The sequence below is a fragment of the Kitasatospora sp. NPDC015120 genome, assembly GCF_043080305.1.
Taxonomy (GTDB): Bacteria; Actinomycetota; Actinomycetes; order Streptomycetales; family Streptomycetaceae; genus Kitasatospora.
In genome coordinates this window covers 118,421-140,233 of sequence record NZ_JBIBVJ010000006.1, presented here as the reverse complement: position 1 = coordinate 140,233, position 21,813 = coordinate 118,421, and the positions used below count along the sequence as shown (strand labels likewise).

General features: G+C 73.8%; 18 protein-coding genes. 4 read left to right on the top strand and 14 right to left on the bottom strand.

Going from position 1 to position 21,813, the window contains the following annotated elements; genetic code table 11:
* Positions 1-24 precede the first annotated feature (24 nt).
* From paaI to ACF1AK_RS17135, 10 genes are all read right to left on the bottom strand, one after another.
* Positions 25-420, bottom strand: a complete 396-nt coding sequence (gene paaI, locus ACF1AK_RS17180) for a hydroxyphenylacetyl-CoA thioesterase PaaI (RefSeq protein ID WP_391499774.1) — start codon at positions 418-420, stop codon at positions 25-27.
* 203 nt (positions 421-623) lie between these two features.
* Positions 624-2,075, bottom strand: coding sequence for a WGR domain-containing protein (locus ACF1AK_RS17175; protein WP_391499579.1), 1,452 nt, complete (start codon positions 2,073-2,075; stop codon positions 624-626).
* A gap of 150 nt (positions 2,076-2,225) precedes the next feature.
* A complete protein-coding gene (locus ACF1AK_RS17170; RefSeq protein WP_391499578.1) occupies positions 2,226-3,491 on the bottom strand; it encodes a styrene monooxygenase/indole monooxygenase family protein in 1,266 nt (421 codons plus the stop codon).
* Positions 3,492-3,586: 95 nt separating this feature from the next.
* Positions 3,587-4,258, bottom strand: a complete 672-nt coding sequence (locus tag ACF1AK_RS17165) for a hypothetical protein (RefSeq protein WP_391499577.1) — start codon at positions 4,256-4,258, stop codon at positions 3,587-3,589.
* Between the two features lie 405 nt (positions 4,259-4,663).
* Positions 4,664-5,692: a LacI family DNA-binding transcriptional regulator gene (locus ACF1AK_RS17160; RefSeq protein ID WP_391499576.1), complete on the bottom strand. Its 1,029-nt coding sequence runs from the start codon at positions 5,690-5,692 to the stop codon at positions 4,664-4,666.
* 28 nt (positions 5,693-5,720) lie between these two features.
* The gene (locus tag ACF1AK_RS17155; protein WP_391499575.1) at positions 5,721-7,511 is read right to left on the bottom strand and encodes a glycoside hydrolase family 36 protein; all 1,791 of its coding nucleotides are present in this window, start codon (positions 7,509-7,511) and stop codon (positions 5,721-5,723) included.
* A gap of 7 nt (positions 7,512-7,518) precedes the next feature.
* Positions 7,519-8,316, bottom strand: coding sequence for a carbohydrate ABC transporter permease (locus ACF1AK_RS17150; RefSeq protein ID WP_391499773.1), 798 nt, complete (start codon positions 8,314-8,316; stop codon positions 7,519-7,521).
* An 83-nt stretch (positions 8,317-8,399) separates the two neighbouring features.
* The gene (locus tag ACF1AK_RS17145) at positions 8,400-9,344 is read right to left on the bottom strand and encodes a carbohydrate ABC transporter permease (protein WP_391499574.1); all 945 of its coding nucleotides are present in this window, start codon (positions 9,342-9,344) and stop codon (positions 8,400-8,402) included.
* The gene (locus tag ACF1AK_RS17140; RefSeq protein WP_391499573.1) at positions 9,341-10,684 is read right to left on the bottom strand and encodes an extracellular solute-binding protein; all 1,344 of its coding nucleotides are present in this window, start codon (positions 10,682-10,684) and stop codon (positions 9,341-9,343) included. The genes ACF1AK_RS17145 and ACF1AK_RS17140 overlap by 4 nt, the downstream gene beginning before the upstream one ends.
* A 57-nt stretch (positions 10,685-10,741) precedes the next feature.
* A complete protein-coding gene (locus ACF1AK_RS17135; RefSeq protein ID WP_391499572.1) occupies positions 10,742-11,926 on the bottom strand; it encodes an aminotransferase class V-fold PLP-dependent enzyme in 1,185 nt (394 codons plus the stop codon).
* 369 nt (positions 11,927-12,295) lie between these two features.
* Here ACF1AK_RS17135 and ACF1AK_RS17130 point away from each other — a divergent pair, with 369 nt between their 5' ends.
* Positions 12,296-14,656, top strand: a complete 2,361-nt coding sequence (locus tag ACF1AK_RS17130) for a collagenase (RefSeq protein WP_391499571.1) — start codon at positions 12,296-12,298, stop codon at positions 14,654-14,656.
* A gap of 72 nt (positions 14,657-14,728) precedes the next feature.
* Here ACF1AK_RS17130 and ACF1AK_RS17125 read toward each other — a convergent pair whose 3' ends face one another.
* Complete coding sequence (locus ACF1AK_RS17125) at positions 14,729-15,778, bottom strand: substrate-binding domain-containing protein (protein ID WP_391499570.1); 1,050 nt, start codon at positions 15,776-15,778, stop codon at positions 14,729-14,731.
* 431 nt (positions 15,779-16,209) lie between these two features.
* Between ACF1AK_RS17125 and ACF1AK_RS17120 the strand changes: the two genes are divergently transcribed.
* The gene (locus ACF1AK_RS17120) at positions 16,210-16,467 is read left to right on the top strand and encodes a hypothetical protein (RefSeq protein ID WP_391499569.1); all 258 of its coding nucleotides are present in this window, start codon (positions 16,210-16,212) and stop codon (positions 16,465-16,467) included.
* A 101-nt stretch (positions 16,468-16,568) separates the two neighbouring features.
* Entirely contained in the window at positions 16,569-17,672 is a 1,104-nt protein-coding gene (locus ACF1AK_RS17115) for a hypothetical protein (protein ID WP_391499568.1), read from the top strand.
* Positions 17,673-17,768: 96 nt separating this feature from the next.
* On the opposite strand, the gene ACF1AK_RS17110 is transcribed toward ACF1AK_RS17115, so the two are convergent.
* Positions 17,769-18,530 (bottom strand): N-acetyltransferase, encoded by a 762-nt coding sequence (locus ACF1AK_RS17110; protein WP_391499567.1) that lies wholly within the window; start codon positions 18,528-18,530, stop codon positions 17,769-17,771.
* Between the two features lie 26 nt (positions 18,531-18,556).
* A complete protein-coding gene (locus ACF1AK_RS17105) occupies positions 18,557-19,402 on the bottom strand; it encodes a class I SAM-dependent methyltransferase (RefSeq protein WP_391499566.1) in 846 nt (281 codons plus the stop codon).
* Between the two features lie 239 nt (positions 19,403-19,641).
* Between ACF1AK_RS17105 and ACF1AK_RS17100 the strand changes: the two genes are divergently transcribed.
* Entirely contained in the window at positions 19,642-21,093 is a 1,452-nt protein-coding gene (locus tag ACF1AK_RS17100) for a N,N-dimethylformamidase beta subunit family domain-containing protein (RefSeq protein ID WP_391499565.1), read from the top strand.
* Here ACF1AK_RS17100 and ACF1AK_RS17095 read toward each other — a convergent pair.
* Positions 21,044-21,808 carry an HAD family hydrolase gene (locus ACF1AK_RS17095; RefSeq protein WP_391499564.1) on the bottom strand — a complete coding sequence of 255 codons (765 nt, stop codon included), beginning with the start codon at positions 21,806-21,808 and terminating at the stop codon, positions 21,044-21,046. The genes ACF1AK_RS17100 and ACF1AK_RS17095 overlap by 50 nt on opposite strands.
* Positions 21,809-21,813 lie beyond the last annotated feature (5 nt).

The following is a 21,813-nucleotide window of genomic DNA, read 5'->3' as shown; positions in this document are numbered from 1 at the left end:
GTGTCCCCCGCCCGGGGGCCGGGCTCAGCCCGTGTGCGGCGTTCCGGCCAGCATCACGCTCTGGCCGCGGAACTCCGCGATCACCTTCCCCGCCGTGTTCCGCACCGTCACGTCGTAGACGCCGGTGCGCCCGCAGCGGGTGCGCTCCACCGCCTCGGCGGTCAGCTCGTCGCCCACCGCCGCCGGCGCCAGGAACGTCACCTGCGCGCCCTGGGCGACCGTCACCGGGCCGTAGCTGTTGCAGGCGTAGGAGAACGCCGCGTCGGCCAGCAGGAACAGGAAGCCTCCGTGCGCGATGCCGTGCCCGTTCACCATCGCCGGGCCGACCGTCATCCGCATCACCGCGTGCCCGGTGGACACCCGGTCGAGCGCGATGCCGAGCCCCTGGCAGGTCAGGTCGCGCTGGTAGAGGGCGGCCATCCGGGACTGCGGCACGGCCGTCCCCGCCGACGCCCCGGTGTCCGCGACGGCCTCGGTGTCCACGCTCATGACGCCCTGCTTTCCCCGGGAACAGCCCGAAACGGTCGGTGTGCCGTACGTGCGTATTGCACCCGCATTACACCGAGGCCCGCTCCGGGCTGTCAACGGACATCCGGCGGGAAGGGGAAGTCCGCCGGGGGAACTCAGAGCAGCCGCTTGATGTCCCCCCGGGCGCGGTAGAACGAGCCGCTGCCGGACTCCAGCACCTCCGCCACCAGGTACCGCGCGCCCGGCACCCGGATGTCCTTGGGGAACTGCACCCGGCGGGCCGGGTCGAACCCCGGCGAGACCACCCGCACCCGCAGCCGGGTGCCGTCCTGCACGCACTCCACCTCGATGCCGCCCGTCGCGCCCGCCGAACCGACGGCCACCGACTCGATCGCGGCGCCGGCCACCGCCGCCGTCCAGCCGCTGCCGTCCACCTCGGCGGCCTGCGGCAGCCGGCCGTCCTCGGCCGCGCGTACCGCCTCCTCGCTCGCGTCCAGGCAGACCAGCGAACCGTCCGTGGTCACCAGGTAGAGCCGGCCGTCGCGGTACTGCATGCTGTACGCCGAGCCGCAGCCGGTGCCCAGCTTCCACAGCCGGGTGCCGTCGGCCGCGAAGCAGTACACCGAGGAGTGGTTGTCGCCCGCGAACACGTACCGGCCGTCGGGCGAGGCCGCGCAGGAGAACACCGAGGCGTCGCAGCGGTAGCGGGCCACCTCGGAGCCGTCCGCCTTGCGCAGCCGGTGCACCGAGCCGCGCGAGGTGCCCGCGAACACCTCGTCCCGCTCCTGCCAGCCGAACAGCACCGCGCCGTCGGTGGCGGTGTGCCAGACCGGCGCGCCGCCGCGCGCCGCGTAGCGGGCCACGCCGCGGGAGTGGCCGTGGTAGACGCCGTCGTCGTCGCAGCGCACCATCCAGCCGTGGCTGCCCTCGGCCGAGCGGCGCCACTGGAACTCGTCCTCGTGGTCGACGGTGGTGATCCCGCCGCGCGCGTCGGCCACGCCGAGCACGCCGTCGTGGATGTCCAGCCAGTAGATGTCGACGTCCTCGGCTACCTCGTACGCCACCCGCGGCACCTTGCCGCCCAGGTCGTAGACCTTGCCGTCGTCGCAGCCGGCGTAGATCCACCAGTCGTCGGCGACGATGCACTTGACGCCGTCCGGCAGACCGTAGCGGCCGGTCACCTCGCCGTCGTGGGTGAGGGTGTAGACGTCGCCGCGTTCGTTGCCGACCCAGGCGTGCTCCTCGCCGACGAAGATGCCGAACGCCGCCGCCCCGGAGCGGAACCGCCACAGCACCGGAGCCTGGCGGGCCGTCGAGCGGCTGCTGACGATCGCCCGGCGGGTCACCGCGCGCGGCTGGCGCACCCCGCGCACCGCCGGGGCGTAGCCCTTGCGGACCTTCTCGCCGATCTTCTTGGCGGCCGCCGCGGCGGCCTTCTCCGGCGAGGGGTAGCTGGTGGTCCTGGTCTGGCCGCTCTCGCCGATCCGCCCGTAGGTGATGGTGACGTCCGCCCCGTTGACCAGGACCTCGTAGAACTTGTGCGCGCTGCCGCTGTCCTCGGACAGCTCCAGGTAGGTCGACCGGGCGTCGGTGGCGGTGGCTGACATGGCGTGGGCCCCTTCCGGGCACGGCGTACGTGATGTTCGGGCCGCTGCGGGCGCGGTGCCCGGCGACACCCCAGAACCTAGCCGCCGGCACCGACAGCGGCGGGCCCGGGGCCCGGGCCCGCCGCGGTGCCCCGACGGCGGCCGGCCGTCTCAGCCGAGGGTGGCGAGGTAGGCGCCGACCAGCTCGGGCGTGGCCAGCCAGGCGGCGTGGTCGGCGGGCTCGGCGTAGGTGTTGGCGAGCCGGCGGGCCACCGCCTCGTGCTCACCGGCGGCCGCGAACACCGCCTGGAGGTGGTCCGGCATCGTCAGCAGCGCCGCCGTCAACGCCACGCCGTGGCGGGCGTGCCGCTCCCAGAACTCCTCGAACAGGGCGGTCATCCACTCCGCGGTGAACGGCCGGTCCCCGTGCTCGACGATCGCCCGCAGGTACGCCTCCGCCGCCCGCGCGGCGCTGTTCGCGCCCTGGCCGGTGATCGGATCGTTGACCACCACCGCGTCCCCGATCCCCAGCACCCGGACCCCTCCGCCGAGTTCGGCCACCGGACGGCGCACCACCGGCGTCAGCGCGCCGTACAGCGACCCGCCGGGGTCGGTGGGCACGGCACCGGCCCACAACTCCGCCTCCCACGGCAGGTACTGCCCCATCAGCTCCCGCATCCTGCGCAGCTGCTCGTCACCGCCCGGCCGGTCCCCGAAACGGTCGAACGGGCTGCCCGGTACCGCCTCCCAGAGCAGGATGTCGCACGGCCCCGACAGCGTCAGCGCCGGCTGCAGGTACAACTCCCCCACCCCGGGCACCGCGTGCATCCGCGCCCGCGGCCCGGCCGCCGGATCCGGCGCCCGCACCCCGTGCGCGTACAGCGCCGACAGCCGCCGCTGCGGCGCGTCGAACGGCGAGCGGGCGGCGTCCCGTGCGAAGATCCCGGCCAGCTCGCCCCGCCCCGCCGCGACCACCGTCAGCTCGTGCGCGGCCGCCAACGCCCGCAGCCCGGCGAGGTCCAGCTCCCGGTACTCCACCCGCCCGCCGCGCTCCTCCACCAGCTCCAGCCAGCGCGCCGTCTTCACCCGCTGGTCCACCGACTGCGCCGGCTCGTCCAGCGTCATGGTGAACTCCAGCGCCCGCACCCCGGCCTCGGGCACCAGCACCGCGTCCACCGACCGCACCCCGGGCGCCTCCCCCTCCCACAGGTCCAGCCCCGCCGCCCGCTCCGCCCGCAGCGCCGGCCCGAACATCGCCTGCGTCGACATCACCCGCCCGCCCCGCACCTGGTCCGGCGTCCGCGCGGCCACCACCGTCACCTCGTACCCGCCCGCCCCCAACAGCCCCAGCCCCAGCTGCAACCCCGCCTGCCCCGCCCCCACCACCGCGATCCGCCGCACCACAGCACACCTTCCCTTCTCCCGGCCGACGGCCATCACGGCCTCCCTCATCCGCCACCGCACACTCACCGAACGTCCCTACGGGAGGGTCAGTGTCTGCGTGCCCGCGCGGCGAGACTCCCCAGGAATTCTCACGTGCGGCCGTCCGGTGACGCGGGCTCCGGGGGAAGGTCACCGGCCTCCAGGATCGGGACGGCAGTGCTCGGCTCGGGCAGCACCCGGTTCGTCACGATGGTCGAATCGGGCTCCAAGCCCATCTCACGCATGGCAGCCGTGGCATTGAGCCGATCCCGTGTCTCCGGGTCCGCGACCCGATCGATCCAACCCCGGAGCTTCTCGATCAGATGGTCCCGCGCGATCTGGGCGTCGAGACGGTCGTCCTGCTCCGCAAGATGTCTGCGACTCCTGTTGGTGTGGACTGCCAGGGCTCCGCCGACGGTGGTGATCAACGCGCCTGCGAGGCTCGTGATCAAGGCCACCGAGACGGTCTCCCCATGGCTCGCGTGCAGAACGGCGAGGACAGCCCCGGTGAGAACCACACCGGCACCGCTCGCCATGGCCAGCACACTCAGGATGAACATCATCTCGTTGTGCCGGAGAGCCTGCCGGTAGGCGGCCATTCGCAGTCTCTGGCGCTCGACGGAAAGACTCGCGTGGACAGCCGCTGCCGCCTCGTGGTTGGGGGCATGGTTGACGATGATGTCGCCGCGGATGTCACCACCGACTGCGACACCCCCGTCGTCCGCGCGAATCGCCAGGTCGCGACCGACCGCGACACCCGTGCTGTCTGCGCCGGCCTTCACCTGGATCCCATGGGCCCCGTTGACGGCCCTACCCCAGCGCCGACCGAAAAGTCCGGGCATACCCCTCCTTGGTCACCTACGAACGCCGCACGGACACAAGCCCGGCCGTGGACCTCAGCGGGGGCATTGCCGGGGATCCGGGGATTGAAACCCCGCCCTCGTGCACAGCGCCGGAGCAAGGACCGGATCCACACCCGTCCGCTCCGGGCGGGCGACCTTGATGCGCCTGGCCGGAGGCCTGGACGGGTTGCCCGATGTCCCTCAGGTCGTCGGTGAGAATCGGCGCGCCGGGATGGTGCACGTCATCTCGACGGGGCAGCCGGCGGCGTCCGCCTCTACCCGTACGCCCTCACCGGTCTCCGGGCGAACAAGCGGGACGCGGCGTGCAGGAGTGCCTTCCCCGGCTCACCGGGGCGGCCAGTCCTCCGAGGAGCTGGGGCGGATGACCAGGGTGGCGGGGAGTTCGGTGCCCTCGGCAGGGATGGGGTCGCCGCGGAGTTGGGCGAGGAGGCGGGTGACCAGGGCGGTGGCGATGGAGCGCAGGGGAAGGCGCAGGGAGGTGAGGGGTGGGCGGAGGTGGCGGGCGAGGGGGGTGTCGTGGAAGCCGGTGACGGCGAGGTCGCGGCCGACGTGGAGGCCCTCGGTGCGGGCGGCCTCGTAGATGTCGAGGGCGGCGAGGTCGTTGTCGGCGGCGAGGGCGGTGGGGCGGTCGGGGCGGCGCAGCAGGGTGCGGAGGTCGCTGTCGGCGGGCGGGGGGACGAGGGTGAGGCCGAGGCGGGCGGCCTCGCGGTGGAAGCCCTCGCGGCGGGCGGCGAGCCAGGGCAGGGGCGAGGCGGAGCCGACGAAGGCGACCCGGCGGTGGCCGCGTTCGGCGAGGTGGCGGGCGGCCTCGGCGGTGGCGCCGGCGTTGTCGATGTCGGCCCAGTGCTGCGGGAGCCCGGGGCCGGTGCGGCCGAAGGCGGCGAAGGGGATGCCGAGGCGGGCGGCGTGGTCGGCGCGCGGATCGTCGGGGAGGACGTCGGCGAGGACGAGTCCGTCGACCTGCCGGGCCGCCACCACGGCGTCGATCGCCGCCCGGGCGTGCCGCTCCCCCGCCGCCGGGCGCAGCAGCAGCACGTGGTGGCCCTCGGCGCCGGCGGCGTCGACGAGCGCTTCGAGGAAGCCGGCCATCAGCGGGTTGGGGTCGTGCGGGTCGTCGACCGGGGCGAGGTAGCCGATGGTGCGGCGTTCGCCGGTGCGCAGCGAGCGGGCGGACTGGTCGGGCCGGTAGCCGAGCCGGTCGATGGCGGCGCTGACCCGGGCGAGGGTGTCGGGGTGGACGCGGTGCGGGGCGTTGAGCGTGTTGGAGACGGTCTGCCGGGACACCCCGGCCTCGCGGGCGACGTCCGCGACGGTGGTGGCGCGGCGGGCCGGACGCGGTGCCGGGGTGGTCATCGGTGCTCCTCGGGCGGGGGCGGGGCCCTCAGACCCGGCGCAGGGTCAGCAGCCCGCCCCGGGGGACGTGGACGGCGGCCCCGCCGTCGAGGGGGACCGTCGTGGTGCCGACGGTACGGCCCCGGGCGTCCTGGACGGTGGCCTCGACGATGCCGAGTCCGCCGGCCAGGCGGACGTCCGGGTCGGCGTCGGCGTTGGCGACCAGCAGGGTACGCCACTGCCCCGCCGCGGCCACCGGCAGCGCCGCGTAGCGGGCGACGATCACCTCGTCGTCGCCGATCGCGGTCACCATCGGGTAGCCGAGGTCGGGCCGGGCCGGGCGCAGCGCGCCGAGCTGCAGGGTGTCGAGGTGCGTGCGGGCGATGCCCAGCCAGAAGGCGAGCGCCTCCAGCTGGCCGGGGTTCTGCCCGGCGAGGTCGACGGAGATCTGCGGCACGCCGAACAGGACGTTGATCAGGTGGCAGGCGACCTGTTCGGCCGGTTCGGCGGGGTGCCACATCAGCATGTCGGCGTGGACCGCGAGCGGGCCGGCGATCAGCCGGGTGTCCACGATCCGCTGCCGGTTCTCGTGCGGGCCGAGCGGGCAGTCGGTGGCCCGGACCATGGTGGCGTAGGGCCACAGGCCGGGGCTGACGTAGGGCTGGCGGTGTTCGATCATCGCCCCGGGGCGTGCGGCGTCGATCCGGTGGCGGATCTCGCCGAGCAGCAGGTGCAGGCCCTCGTCGACGGTGGCGCAGTCGGCCTCGGGGCCGGGGGCGGGCGGGTCCTGGACGCCGAACCAGTCGACGAAGTCGACCTTCAGCCCGTCCATGCCCCACTCCTCGGCGGCGCGGGCGAGCCGGTCGGCGAGGTGGGCGCGGACCTGCGGGTAGCGGGGGTCGACGACGACGGCGCCGAGGTGGCCGGCGTCGGCGAGCGCGTACCGGGAGAGGGTGTCCCAGGCGGCGCTGTCCTTGCCGACGAAGGGCAGGGCGTACCAGAGGAGGTAGCGCACGCCGAGGTCGTGGACGCGGGCGACGTGGGCGGCGGTGTCGGGCAGCGAGTGGGGTTCCCAGTCGCCGCAGTGGGCGTAGCCGCGGGTGCGGTCGGTGGTCATCCAGCCGTCGTCGACGATGATCGTGTCGAGGCCGAGGTCCTTGCCGAGGGCGGCCTGGCGTTCGACGGCCTCGGGGGTGATGTTCTGATGCAGCGCGTACCAGGTGGAGTAGGCGGGCAGCCGGGCGGCGTCGGGGACGCGTACCGGGCGTCCGGCGAGGGCGGCCCACCAGTCGGCGAGGTCGGCGAGGCTGTGGGCGAAGTGCCGGCCGGAGGTGTCGATGCGGACGGTGAGCCGGCCGGCGGCCTGGACCCAGAAGCGGAACTCCCCGCTCTCCTCGACGACACCGGCGCTCGCGAGGGCGTCCTCGCGGTCGGCGGCGAACGCGCAGAGCGTGGTGTCGCCGGTGCCGACCAGGGCGGCGACGGGGGCTCCGCGGGAGAGGGTGGTGCGGCGCGGGGCGCTCCAGGCGGCGGGCAGCCAGCCGGTGCCGCGCGGTTCGGGGGTCCAGAAGGAGGTGGCGTCGGTGCAGGGGACGCGCCATTCGATCCGGACGTCGCCGGTGCCGTCGGGGCCCTGGTCCTCGGCGGTGATCTCGACGACGTCCGCGGCGACGGTGCGCACGCCCGGGGTCCCGGCGACCAGCAGCTCCAGCCGGCCGGGGGCGAGGCCGGGCACGGCGAGCGGACGCGGGCGGGCGGTGGTGGCGGTGGCGTGCGGCTCCCAGACCTCCGCGGCCGCCGTGGCCGCCGTGGCCGCCGTGGCTTCGGCGTTCTCCGTCATGTTCGGTTCAGCCCTTCGTGGCGCCGGCCAGCAGGCCGGAGATGAACTGCCGTTGGAGGACCAGGAAGAGGACCATCATCGGCAGGGTGGACAGCGCGGTTCCGGCGAGGATCAGGCCGTAGTCGGTGTTGGTCTTCATGCCCTGGAGGGTCGCGAGGGCGACCGGCAGGGTGTGCATCGCGGGGGTGCGCAGGGCGATCAGCGGCCAGACGAAGTTGTTCCAGGAGCCGAGGAACAGGAAGATCCCGAGCGCCGCGAGCACCGGCCGCATGACGGGTACCACGACGCCGAACAGCACCCGCAGTTCGCCCGCGCCGTCGACCCGGGCGGCGTCGAGCAGTTCGTCGGGCATGCTGCTGAGCGCCTGGCGCATCAGGAAGATGGCGAACGGCACGCACAGGCCGGGCAGGATCAGGCCCTGGTAGCTGTCGAGCAGGCCGAAGGACATCATCATCCGGAACAGCGGGACGAGCATCACCTGGTCGGGCACGACCAGGGTGGACAGCAGCACGGCGAACAGCACCGTGCGGCCGCGGAAGCGGAACTTGGCGAAGGCGTAGCCGGCCAGCAGCGCCACGACGAGTGCGCCGACGGTCTGGATCCCGGACACCAGCAGGGAGTTGAGCACGACCCGGCCGAGGCCCACCCGTTCCTGGAGGTGCGCGAGGTTCTCGCCGAGGTGGGAGCCGGGCAGCAGGTGGGGCGGCCAGTCGAAGATCTCGTTGTCGCTGTGGGTGGCGGAGACCACCAGCCAGTAGAAGGGGGCGACGGACAGGCCGGTGACGGCGGCGAGCAGCAGGGTCATCGGCCAGCCGCGCAGCCGGCGGCGTCCCGGGCGGGCGCCGGGGGCGGCAGGGGCGGCGGCGGGGGCCGGGGGCGTGACGGGCGTCATTCGCGTTCTCCCATCAGACGCATCTGGAGGGCGCCGAGCACCGCGACGATCAGGGTGAGCGCGTAGGCGATGGCGGAGGCGTAACCGAAGTCGAAGTAGCGGAAGCCGTTGTCGTACAGGTACATGGAGACCGTGAGGGTCGCGTTGTCGGGGCCGCCGCGGGTCAGCACATAGGGCTCGTCGAAGAGCTGGAGGGTGCCGATGGTGGAGAGCACCACGGTGAACAGCACCACCGGCCGCAGCGCGGGCAGGGTGACGGACAGGAAGCGGCGTACCGGTCCGGCGCCGTCGACCATCGCGGCCTCGTACAGCTCCCGCGGGATCCCCTGGAGTCCGGCCAGGTAGAGGACCGCGTTGTAGCCGGTGTAGTGCCAGGTCAGCACCAGGACGATCGCCATGCGGGACCAGAAGCCGCTGCCGAACCAGTCGACGGCGGGCAGGCCGATCGCCTGGAGCACCTTGTTGACCACGCCGTTGTCCGTGTTGAGCAGGAAGGAGAACAGGATGCCGGTGGCGACCAGGCCGGTGACGGTGGGCATGAAGACGCCGAGCCGCCACACGGCGCGCCAGCGGACCAGGGCCGTGTTGAGGCCGACCGCCAGCAGCAGGGCGAGCGCGAGCATCACCGGGACCTGCACGACGAGGATCCGGGCGGTGTTGCCGAGCGCCGTCCAGAACAGCGGATCATCCAGCAGCCGGCGGTAGTTGGCGAGTCCGGTGCCGTGGGTGACGCTGCCGGAGCCGGGGGTCAGCGACAGCAGCATCGAGGAGACGACGGGGTAGGCCTTGAAGAGTCCGAAGAGCACCAGCGCGGGTGCCAGCAGCAGGTAGGGCACGGCGCGGCGGCGCAGCCGGGCGCGGCGGACCGGTCCGCCCGGGCGCGCGGGCCGGGCCGTCGGCGTGCCGGCGGCGGGGGCCGCCGAGGGGGCGGTGGCGGTCACTTGAGCTTGCGCCCGGTCTGCTGGGCGAGCTGCTTGGCGGCCTCCTGGAGGGCGGCGGCCGGGTCGGCGCCCTTGGTCAGCACCCTGGCCTGGGCGTCGCTGACGAGCTTGAGCGCGCGGGCGTAGTCGCCGGAGTAGTTGGTGGCGTCGCCGCCCTCGGCGAGCAGGTCGGTGAAGGTCTTCAGGACCGGCTGACCACCGTAGTAGGCGCTCGGCTCGCTGTAGACCGGGTCCTGGTAGGCGGCGGTGAGCGCGGGGAAGACGCTGCCGGCCTTGAACATGGCGTTGACGGCGTCGGGCCGGGTGAGCGCGTACTCGACGAACCTCCAGGCGGCGGCGCGGCGCGGGCTGGAGGCGGCGACGGCGAGGTGGGTGGAGTTGACCAGGGCGGTGCGCTTGCCGCCGGGGGTGACCGCCGGAGGCCGGGTGAGCCGCCAGTTGCCGCTGAGGTCGGGGAACTTGCTCTCGATGAAGTGCGCGGCCCAGGAGGGCTGCGGGCCGGCGCCGAGCTTGCCCTCCTTCATCTGGGAACGCCAGACGGTGGAACCGGGCGTCTCGACGACGACGCCCGCCTCGTCGAGGCGCTTGAGCAGGGTGAGGGCGCGCACGCACTCGGGGGAGGTGAGGGTGATGTCGCCCTGGAGGTCGAAGAAGAAGGCGCCCTGCTGCTGCATGAGGGACTGCAGGAAGTCCAGGTCGGGGCTGGGGGTGCCGGTCCGGTTGATGCCGACCAGGCCGACGCCGGGGTTGGCGGCCTTGAAGGCGCCGGCGGCGGCGATCACGTCGTCCCAGGTGGCGAAGGTGGTGGGGTCGAGCCCGGCCTTGTCGAACATGTCCTTGCGGTAGAAGAAGCCCTGGGCGTTGACCTCCCAGGGCAGGGCTCGGGCTCGTCCCGCCTTGTCGGTGACGACCGGCCACAGGCCGGGGGTGAACTTGTCCTTGTGGGCGTCGGCGCCGAGGGCCGAGAGGTCGGCGAAGCCGGAGGGGAACTTCTCCAGGTAGCCGGGCAGGTAGTCGCAGCCGATGTGGAGGACGTCGGCGAGGCCCTTGCCGCCGGCCGCGAGGCCCACGGTGATCTTGTCCCAGATGGCGGGGTTGCCGACGTCCTGGACGTCCACCTTGATGCCGGGGTTGTCCTTCTCGAAGGCGGGGACCACCCCGCGCAGGGCTTCGGCGGCGCTGGTCCAGGACCAGACGGTGACGGTGCCGGTGGCGGCGTCCCCACCGGAGGAGCCGGCGCCGTCGGAGCCGCCGCAGGCGGCGAGGGCGCCGCCCGCGGACAGCGCCAGCAGGCCGGCGCCGGAGGCGCGCAGCAGGTCGCGGCGGGTGAGGTGTGACATGGCAGGCCTTTCCGAGGGGGGTGAAGGGCTGGGCGAAGGGTCGGTGCGGCGGTCCGCTCAGGCGGCGCGGACGCCCCGCCGGAGGTGGTCGAGGGTCTCGGCGAGCGGCTCGGCGGCCGAGGGGTCGGTGCTGGCGTGCGGCGACAGCCGGATCCAGCCGCCGCGCAGGGTGGTGGCCAGTCCGGCGGCGGTCAGCGCCCGGTGGACGGCCGCGGGGTCGGCGCCGGGCAGCCGCAGCCGGCCGATGCCACTGCCCGGCGCTCCCGGCACCCCCGGTCCGCCGTCGGTCTCGGCCCCGGCGGCGCGGGCGGCGGCCAGCAGCCCGCCGAGCACCTCCGCGATCCGGGCCTCGATCCGGGCGGCACCGGCGTCCCGCACCAGGCCGAGCGCCGCGCCGAGGGCGGCGACGGCGGGGCCGTCCGGGTTGGTGAGGGTGTGGGCGACGGCGCCGGGCCGGGGCGGGCACGGGTGGGCCGGCGCCTCCAGCGGGTCGAGGACGCCGGACCAGCCGCCGAGCCCGGGACCGAGCCGCCCGGCGACCCGGTCGCGGACCATCAGCACGGCCGCGCCCCAGCCCGCCCGCAGCCATTTCTGGCCGCCGGCGGCGAGCACGTCGGCCGCGTCGGCGGCGAGGTCGACGGCGCCGAGGGCCTGGACGGCGTCGACCACGAGCACCCGGTCCGGGCCGATCAGCTCCTTGAGCGCGGCCAGCGGCGCCCGGACGCCGGTGGCGGCGTCCACGGCGCAGACCGCGACGGCGCGCACCCGGTCGTCGAGGCGGGCCCGGACGGTGTCGACGGTGAGCGGCCCGTCGAGCAGGCGGACGGCCAGCCCCCCGTGGCCTTCGGCCCGGAGCCACGGGTAGAGGGCGCCGGGGAAGTCCGTCCGCGCCATCAGCACCGTCCCGTCCGCCCGGCCGGGCCGGTGCGCGAACGCCCGGTCCGCCGGCCGCGGGGACGCGCCGGCGGACGGCGGCGCGAACGCGTGGGCGGCGGCGAAGAGCCCGTGCGAGGTGGAGCTGACGAAGGCGATCTCGTGCGGGGCGCAGCCCAGCAGCCCGCCCGCCGTCCGGGCGGCCGCGTCCGCCTCCGCGTCGAGGCGGTCGAGCGCGGCCCAGCCGCGCCGGTGGAGCCGGTCGGCCTCGCGGACGAGCACCCGGCGGACCGGGTCCGAAACCGGCCCGAACCGGGCGAAGTCCAGATAGCCGAACGGTTCGGCGAACTGCGCCAGGTAGTCATGCATGGCTATCCCCCACCTCTGGGGCGATTTGAACGTTCAAATCACACATAAATCAACAGAAGGCATCAACATCGAACGAGCGGGAGCCAGCAAACGCCCCTGGTCGAGTGCGCGTCAAGACCTGTGCGACCGGAAGACCAGGTCGAGACCCTCTCGTTACCCGCGCCCGGCACCCCGCCGAAAGCCTCTTGCGCAATGCAATTTGACATTACTATTTTACTGAACGACGGGCCAGAGAACCCGCGCCGGAACCCACGCCGGCCCCGTCGCCCACACAACTGCCGTGCGACTCCGCGGTCCTGGCGCTCCCCCACGCCCTCGGCCGGCACCACGCCCAGCGCCGTGCACCCCCACACCCTCACTGGAGAACCGGTGTCAGCCACCCCACGTCTGCGCACAGTCCTGCTCTCGGCGGCCCTCGCCGTCACCCTCGCGGCCCCGCTCGTGCAGAGCGCCCATGCCGCCACGCCCGGCCCCCTCCCCACCGCCCCGGCGGCCGCCGCCTCCGCGCCCGCCGCCACCTCCCCGTTCGGCCCCGCCGGCGACGTCGCCCACGGCACCACCGGCACCGCGATCCCCGGCCCCGAGGGCGCGCCGGGCAACGAGACCCGCCGGCCGACGACGACCGCCGGGCAGCCGGTCGCCGACCCGTCCGACCTCACCGCCGCACCCGCGGCCCCGGCCACGCCCGCCGCCGACGCCCACGCCGCGTGCTCCGTCGCCGCCTTCGCCGCCCTCTCCCCCACCGCGCTGGCCGACTTCCTCGCGGACGGCTCGCACGGCTACGAGAGCTGCCTGCTGCCGCTGCTGCGCACCTGGAGCCCCGAACTCGCCCAGGTCCTCACCCCGGCCCACGTGCGGGCGGTCGCCGAGCGGATCACCGCCCTCGCGCCGCGCTTCGACGGCGCCAACACCCTCCACCAGCACGAACTCTGGTACTTCCTGCACGTCGCCGCCCTGTTCGACTTCGACCACGCCGAACTCGACCTCAACGACGACACCACCACCGCCGCGATCGAGCGCGCGATCGCCGCGTACACCGCCAACCCCCGGGTCTTCGACCCGACCGAGGCGGCCGGCAACGCCATGGGCGAGCTGCTGCAGGCCTCCACCGCCCCCCGGCTGCGCCCCGGCCGCCTCCCGCTCACCGAACGGGTGCTGCGCCAGTACACCTACGCCACCAGCCCGTACATCGGCAACCGCGGCTGGAACTGGGCGCTGCAGGGCGCGCTGCAGATCAACTTCCAGGGCGTCAACAACGTCAGCGAGGACGGCGGCGCGTTCCGGGCCGCCGCCGTCGCCGCCCCGGGCTACCGCCACGCGATCCGCGACTTCGCCGGCTACGCCCACCTCAAGGGCACCGGCACCGAGTGGGCGGTCGGCGACGCCCTGAACGAGTACGCCCGCCTGGCCACCGTCGAGGCGCTCAAGCCCGAGATGAAGGCCGAGATCGGCGGGGTCATCACCACCGTCCGCGACACCTTCGGCCGGCTCAGCCGCCCGTGGATCAACGTGGCCGTCCCGGTGAACGACTTCGGCCTCTGTCAGCCGTACGAGGCCTGCCGGGCCGACCTGGTCCGGCAGTACTTCCCCCACACCTACAGCTACGACAACGGCACCCTGGTCATCCGCACCGCCCTCGACAAGGACACCGCCGACCAGCTCTACTACGCCACCAAGCAGGTCAAGGCGCAGTTCTTCCGCACCATCGGCACCGACCTCCCGCTCGCCGACGACACCCACCCCGTGCTCACCGTGCAGCTGTACGACACCAAGACCAACTACAAGTGGCTGCAGTACCTGCTGTTCGGGATCGGCGACGTCGAGAACGGCGGCATGTTCATCGAGCAGGACTCCACCTTCTACACCTACCAGCGCACCAGCGCCGAGTCGTACTTCAGCCTGGAGGAGCTCTTCCGGCACGAGTACACCCACTACCTCAACGCCCGCTGGGCCATCCCGGAGACCGGGTACACCACGCGCTGGCCGAGCGACGCCACCTTCGCGATGAACGAGGGCACCGCCGAGTACTTCGCCGGCGCCACCGCCAGGGACGGCGTGAAGGCCCGCAAGTACATGGTCGGCCAGGTCGCCTCGGACGTCCGCAACGGCAACGCGCGGCTGACCGTCGACCAGGTCCTGCACGCCACCTGGCGCGGTCTCGGCTTCCGGGCCTACCCGTACGCGGCCACCTTCTTCAACCTGCTCGGCGAGCGCCACCCCGACCAGCTCGCCGAGATGTACCGCCTGCTGCGCGCCGACGACCTCGACGGCTACAACGCCTGGCGCGACCGCCTCGGCCGGGACGCCGGCCTCCAGCGCGAGTACGACGCCCACCTCGACGCCGAGATCCCGCGCGCCGAGGAGCTCTACGTGCCGGTCACCACCTACACGCCCAACGGCCGGCTGCGCTACGCCTACGCCTCCGAGGTCCAGGACGCCTTCGCCCGCGCCACCCAGAACACCCCGGTCTGCAAGGACAACGCCGACTGGAACAACAGCGTGCGATTCTCCTGCACCGGCCGGATCACCGCCACCCTCACCAACGCGCTGAGCGCCGGGCAGGTCCGCGAGTCGATGGCCGACACCGTCGACTACTTCCTGCTCACCCGGGCCGGGGCCGCCGCCAACAACCTCGACGACATGACCTGCTGGTTCGGCAAGGTCGACGTCTGGCCCGACGGCCGGGCCGGCAGCGCCGACTACACCTGCGAGGGGCCGCTGCGCCGCTGACCCCCGTGCCGCGGGAGGACCGGGCCGCACCCACCGGCCCGGTCCTCCCGTTCGGCGCGGCGCCCGCCGGCCTCAGAGAGCGAGGCCCGTGGCGTACACCGAGGCGCCGCAGTTGGGGACGGGGAGCGGGAGGAATCCGCGGGCGACGGTCGCGGCCGGGTGGGTGCAGATCCAGCCGGAGGAGTTGAAGACGGAGCGCAGTGCGACGCCGCGGGCGTTGGCGGCGGCGTAGTCGGCGGTGCGGAAGGCGTGCCAGAGCTGGTGGCCGTAGGCGGTGGCGACGAACGAGGAGTTGATGTTGTTCGAGGCGTCGACGGGCGCGATGCCGTCGATGCGGCGCAGGTCCAGCAGGCCGGGCGACTCCACCGCGGTGCCGTGGCCCCGGTACACCTGGTCGACGAAGAGGCCGACCGAGTAGGGGAACACCACGTCGTCGTCGTTGAGCAGCGGGTCGGTGCCGCGGTCGCTGCGCGGGCCCGTGGTCACGCAGGCGCCGGGGGTGAGCACCGTCGTCCCCCCGCCGAGCGCCTTCAGGAAGGCCTGGCGGGAGTCCGACGCCGCCTGCGGCAGCACGGGTTTGATGGTGGCGTTGGCGAGCGTCGGGTCGATCTGGGTCCAGTTGGTGACGGTGCACTGGTAGATGTCCCTGAGCTGCCCGGTGGTCAGATTGGCGGGCGCGTGGCCGCTGGCCCTGGCCGCCCAGCTGACCGCGTCCCGCGCGAACGCCACGAAGGTGAACGGCTGGGGGTTGAGGCTGGACACCGGCCCGCGCGCGGAGCGGGCGTAGTCCAGGGTCGCGGCGGTGGTGCCCGCCAGCGCGTTGAAGCCGGCCAGGCTGCCGTCCGGCCGCGGGATGGGCGTCGCCCCGGTCTTGGTGGTGATCGGGCTGGCCCCGGTCGCGTCGATGCTGTAGAGCCTCGGCTGCGTGGTCCCGACGACGGCCGCGTCGTAGTCGAGGGACGTCTGGTTCATGAATCCCTGCGTGGTGTCCGCCCCGGCCCCCACCAGGTCGGTGGCGGCCGGCAGGCTCCCCCCGGCCGGCGGATCGGCCGCCGCCGCCGGCGCCAGCAGTCCCGCCGCGCACACCGCGGCCGCGAGTCCCGTCGTCACACGGGCAGCCATCGAACGCATCGAAGATCCCCCTCGGGTATCGGCCCGCCCGGCCCCACCGGCCGACGGGCCCGCCCATCTTCATCGCCCGGCCAAGGTGCGGCAACGCCGAGTCGATTTCACCTCGTGCTCTTGACAGCCGGCCCGGCGCCTCCGACCAGCCAGGATGCGCCCCGGGCGAAGCCCCGCCCCCCAAGAGTTCTTCCCCCGGCAACCCGGCCGTCCGCACACCGGACGCACGGCTACCGGCTCCGCGCGGTCCCGCCCCTGGTACCCGGGCCGGCCGAAGAAATATTGGTCTACTCCAATTCTGTCCGGAATACGTCGTCACAACAGGCGTTGGTGTGCCGTTCACTGTTGCACCCGAGCAGCCGGGTTCACTGGCCGCACGACTGCAGGGTGGAGAAGGAATGCGAAGGGCCTTACGCGGTCTCATCGTTGGGATGGCGGCCGTGATCGGTGCCGGTGTGGTGACGGCCGTGCACGCCGGTGACGGGATGCCGCTGGTCCCCGCCCTGTGTGTGGACGGGTTCGTGCTGGTGAGCTGGATGTCGATCGCCGCGATGGCCTTCCCGCGCCGCGAGCCCCCGGTCGACCCGGTGGACGACTGTGCGGCTCGGCCGCTCCTCGCCGCCCTCCCCTACCGGGCGGAGAACGAGCCGCGCATCGCCGCGCGCTGGAGAGGACGCCACTGGCCCTGAGCCCGACGTCGGTAACCGGCCGAGATCACTCCGCACCCTTCCGGCGGCGGGGCGGCGCCTGCCACGATGGCGCGAGACCCCAGAAGCGAGGGAGAGCCACGGTGCGTACGGTGCGCGTGAGTTCGGCGGTCATGACCCACCCGGTGCGCCTGGTCCAGGCCCGTGAACTGGCCGAGCGGCTCGGGCTGGACGGCCTGGCGCTCGACCCGGAGCCGGACGGTCCGCCCTCGGCCCTCCGGACGGCCCTGGTGGCCTGGGCGGCGGCGGAGACCGGCGGCAGCCACCACCTCGTCGTCCAGGACGACGTCTCCGCCCCGGAGAACCTGGTGGAGCTGGTCGGCCGCGCGGCCGCCCGCTTCCCCGACGAGGCCCTGGTGTTCTACACCAACTGGCACGCGCGCAACGGCGGCGCCTCCCGGCTCGCCGCGCTCGCCGGCGCCGCCTGGGTGCGGGCCGTGCCCGACGAGTTCACGCCGTCGCTGGCCGTCTGCCTGCCGCTCGGCACCGCGGAGGAGTTCCGCCGGTTCGCCACCGGCAGCGCCGAGCGCCACGACGACGAGCTCTTCTCCGTCTTCTTCCGCGCCCGCGGCCGGATGGCCCTGATCGCCGTGCCCAACGTGGTGGAGCACATCGGCACCAGCAGCATCAACGGCCACGCCACCCAGGGCATCCGGCTCGCCGTCTGCCCCACCGACGCCGCCGACGCCGAACCGCTCCTGGAGCACGGCCGCGTCCTGGAGGAGCCGGGCTGGATCCCGTACATGCGCTACGGCGAGGGCTACATCCGGCTGGTCGGCCAGGAGCACGGCGCAGACGGCGGACGCGGCCACCACCGGTGGCGCGACGCCCTGCCGGCGACCGGCCTCACGGAGCGCGCGGTGCTCGACGCGGTGGCCGAGGCCATGCCGGCGGACCTGGCGGCGCAGGTGGCCGGGCGGTTCGGCCGCGACTTCGCCGAGGAACTGTGGATCCACTGCCTGCTGCTCGGCCGGCAGGCGGCCGAGGCCGCCCGCCGGCTGGGCGACGACCCCGGCGACGTACCGCCGGCCGCCCTCGCCCGGCTGCGGGACGCGGCGGTGTCCACCGCCGGTCCCGCCGGCCTGCCGCCGGAGCGCCGTCCGGAGGCCGGGCCGGACGAGGTGCGGCTGATGTCGGCCTTCGCGTGGACCGCCGTCAGGGCCGGGGAGAAGTGGCCCCCGGCGTGACCCGGACGGCGGCCCCCGGACGACCTGACCGGTGACCTGACCGGCGACCTGGCCGGCGACCGGTACGGCGACCGGTCCGGTGGCCCCCGGCGCGGCCTACCCGGTGACGTCCGGGGTGACCGGGTGGGTGATCCACACCGCGGGCTCCCAGTAGGAGCCGAGGTCCCGCTCGCGCTCGATCCGCAGGGTGGACAGGCCCGCCGGGAAGACGTAGTCGCCGTCCTCCGGGTAGGCGAGGCCGGTCCAGCGCTCCCATTCGGCCACCGTACCGGTGATCCGCGAGGAACGCTCGGAGGCGCCGGCGATCGCACCGCCGGCGCCCACCTGGGTGCGGATCCACGGGTCGAACGGGGCGCCGTCCTCCCGCCGCCAGGCCGCGTAGCGCTCGATCGGCACCAGCGGGTAGCGGTCCTTCCAGGTCGGCCGCACGGGCACCAGCACCGTCGACAGGCCGGCCCGCCGGGCGACCTCGCGCATCCCGCCGAGGAGCAGGCTGGACAGGCCCCTGCGCTGGTAGTCCTCCGCGACCTCGATGCCCAGCGCGCACAGGGCGCCGGGGGCCCGGCCCGCCTCGCGGTCCGCGAACGCCCGGGCGATCGAGTCGTCCAGTCCGGGGCCGAGGTCGGCCCCGGTGCCGTCCCAGGTGCGCGGCAGCGAGCGGCCGGCGCCCGCCACCTCCTCGCGCTCGTCGTCGTACAGGACGAACTGGTACTCCGGGAAGTCCCCGAACAGCCGGTCCCAGTAGCCGTCGTTGACGTCGCCGTGCAGGTTGTACTCGGGCACGATGCCGGCGAACCGTTCCGGCATGCGGTCCCACAGTTCGGGCTTCTCCGCGTGGGTCACCACGACCAGGGCCATCGCGTCGTCCTCCTCTTCTCGTGTTCCTAGGCCGGGACTTCGACGTCCCAGACGATGACGATCGGCAGCCCGTCCCAGGCCGCGCGGGCCGCGTCCGCGATGAACTCCTCGTAACCCCCGGGCGCCAGGCGGCCGTTGAAGAGCGGCTCATGACAGGCCCGGACGCGCAGCCCGGCCGCCGTGAACGCCTCCAGGTACTTCCCGGGCAGATGGACGTGGTTGCGCACGAAGGCGAGCCGGTCGGAGCCGTGCACGAAGACGCACTGCCCCTGGAGGGCGATGACGAACGGGTGCAGGTCCGAGACCAGGATCCGCCCGCCCGGGCGGACCACCCGGGCCAGCTCGGCGACGCCCGCCGCGACGTCCGGCAGATGGGTCATGGCCAGCGAGCAGACGGCCAGGTCGACCGAGTCGTCGTCGAGCGGCAGGCTCTCCAGGCGCCCGGTCCTGAACTCGGCCTGCGGGGCGCGTTCACCGGCCTTGGCCAGCATCTCGGGCGACTGGTCCACACCGATGGTGCGGTGTCCCCGGGCGACCAGCGCGCCGGTCTGGCGCCCGGTGCCGCAGGCGGCGTCCAGGGCGGTGCCCACGGGGAGGGTGTCGAGGATCCCGTGCAGCACGGGCTCCTCGACCTCGATGAACGAGTTGGGCAGCGAGTCGTAGACCGCCGACCAGGACGCGTAGCCCTCGGACAGGCCCAGTTCGCTGACGTCGGTGCCCCCGGCCGGCAGCTCGCCGTCGCCGGTCACGAAGCGCCGGATGTCCTCGACGCGTTCCTTGAGGAACTTCTCCTCCCCGTCCATGGCGTGGCGCAGCAGCGCCAGGCCCTCGATTCCGAGGACGAGTTCCCTCACCCGGAATTCATTGCTCATGCGAAGCCTCGTTCCTGGCCTGAGCCGAAGGATTTGCGACAGCCGGACCGGACCGGCTGAATTCCGGTTACCCGGCCGGACCGTAGAGGATTCTCCCGGTCCGGTTCGCTGTCCGAAAGGCGGCGCTGAATGACCGGTTCCACGGCACCGATTGCCGGGAATTCCCGGCACCGCCTACGATGGCGGGCCGAAGCCGCCGGACACCTATTCACCGGCCGCTCGCTCTGCTGGGAGGCGGAATGACAGAGGGATATCTCGGCAGGGAAAGCGTCGTCGTCGGGGAGGAGCTGACGGTCCACGTCTCCACCGACGCCGCGCGGTTCCGGCTGCGGTTCTACCGGCTGGGCGAGGACGTGGAACTGCTCGCGGAGAGCGGCCCGTACCCGGGCTCCCGGCACCCGGCGCCCCCGCACCCCGACGGCGTCCCCGGCCGGGTCTCGCCCGCCCACGACTGGGACTGGCCGCCGCTGACCCTGCCCGTGCCGGAGCACTGGACGCCCGGCATGCACCTGGTCCAGTTCGTCGAGGACGGCGAGGACCCGCCGCTGCTGGACGCCGCGAGCATCGAGGGGCCCGCCCGCGAGTTCTTCGTCGTCCGGCCCCGGCGGGCCGGCAGCCGCTCGCGCGTCCTCTACAAGAAGTCGACGTACACCCGGCACGCCTACAACCGCTCCGACCGGCCGGGCGAGGAACGCGCCGTCAGCCTCTACGACCACCCGGTGTACCTGCCGGACGGCGATCCCCGCGGGCACAAAGTGAGCCTGCACCGGCCCGGCGGAATCATCGACCTGGCCTACTGGGACGCCCCTTTCATCGCCTGGCTGGAGCGCAACGGCTACCCGGTCGAATTCTGCACGGATCTCGATCTGCACGAGGATCCGGAGCTGCTGTCATCGTACGATCTGCTGCTCAGCGTCGGCCATGACGAATACTGGAGCGAGGCGATGCGCGGCCAGGCCGAGCGATTCGTCCGGGACGGCGGGAACATCGCTTTCCTGAGCGCCAACACCTGTTGGTGGCGCATTCATCCGACGGACCGGAACACCGCTTTCGTCTCGGACACCGACCACCACGTCGGGGACGAGTATCCGCATCTTCCGGCGACCGACCAGTGGTGGCCGGAGCGGCCGAACGGCGTGGGCCGCCCGGAGAACTCCCTCACCGGGGTGAGTTTCCGCAACGGCGGCATGTGGGCGAGCGCCGAGGGGTGGCCCGGGGACCGTCCGCGCGAGGGGTACACCGTGCAGCACGCCGACCACTGGGTCTTCGCCGGCACCGGGCTGCGCGACGGCTCCGACGGCGGCGAGCCCGACCGGCTCGGGGCGGGCACCACGCTGATCGGGTACGAGTGCGACGGCGCCGCCTACGCCCGGGACGAGCACGGCGTCGCCCGGGCCACCGGCGAGGACGGCACCCCGGACTCCTTCCTCATCCTGGGGATCCATGTGCTCGACCCGGTCCACGAGGACTTCCACGACTTCAAGTGGGGTCACTGGAACGGCCCGGCCCGGGAGGCCGGCATCACCAGCCCCCGGGCCGCGACCATGGGCGTCTACACCGCCGGCGGCACCGTGTTCTCCGCGGGCACCACCGACTGGCCGGTGGTCTGCGGGCACGAGCAGGACGCCGGCGTCGTCCGCGTCACCCGCAACCTGCTGGACCGGCTGCGGCACCGCTCGGCAGGAGACTGAGCAACGCGTCCAGCCCGCGGATCCGGGCCGCCCCGTCCGGCAGGGGCGGCTCGGACCCGAGCACCGCCGGGTCGGGCCGGCACAGGTGAACGGCCCGCATCCCGGCCCCGACCGGGCCGAGCACATCGGGCGCCCACATGTCGCCGACGAACAGCACCTGCCGGGCCGGCAGGGCGCACCGCTCCAGCAGCACCCGGTAGATCAGCGGATGCGGCTTGCGCGCGCCCGCCCGGGCGGAGCCCACCACGACGTCGGCCGCCCCGCCGAGGCCGACCTCCTCCAGGCAGTCCTCCAGGTTCCAGAACCAGTTGGAGCAGATGCCGACCAGCAGCCCCCGGGCGCGGAGCTCCCCGAGGACACGGCGGGTGTCCTCGAAGAGCTCCAGCCGGACGGCCTTCATGGCGCGGTCGATCTCCCCGACCAGTCCCTCCAGTTCGTGCTCCGGCACTCCGCAACCGCGGGCCCTGCGCCGAAGACGGTCCAACTCCCATTGGTGATAGGTGAGTTCGCTGGCGGAGTGGGCCGCGTGATGCTCGCCCTCGGCGGGGCCCACCGTCCACTGGTCGCCCCAGCGGGCGCCCTGGGCGGACAGGCCCCGGCGGTCGAAGACCGCACGGTGGTCGGGCGGCAGCGGCTCGACCATCCGCGCCAGCGTCCCGTAGAAATCGAAGACGACGGCGCGGACCTCCGACGCCGCGAACGGCTCGGACGGCACCGGCC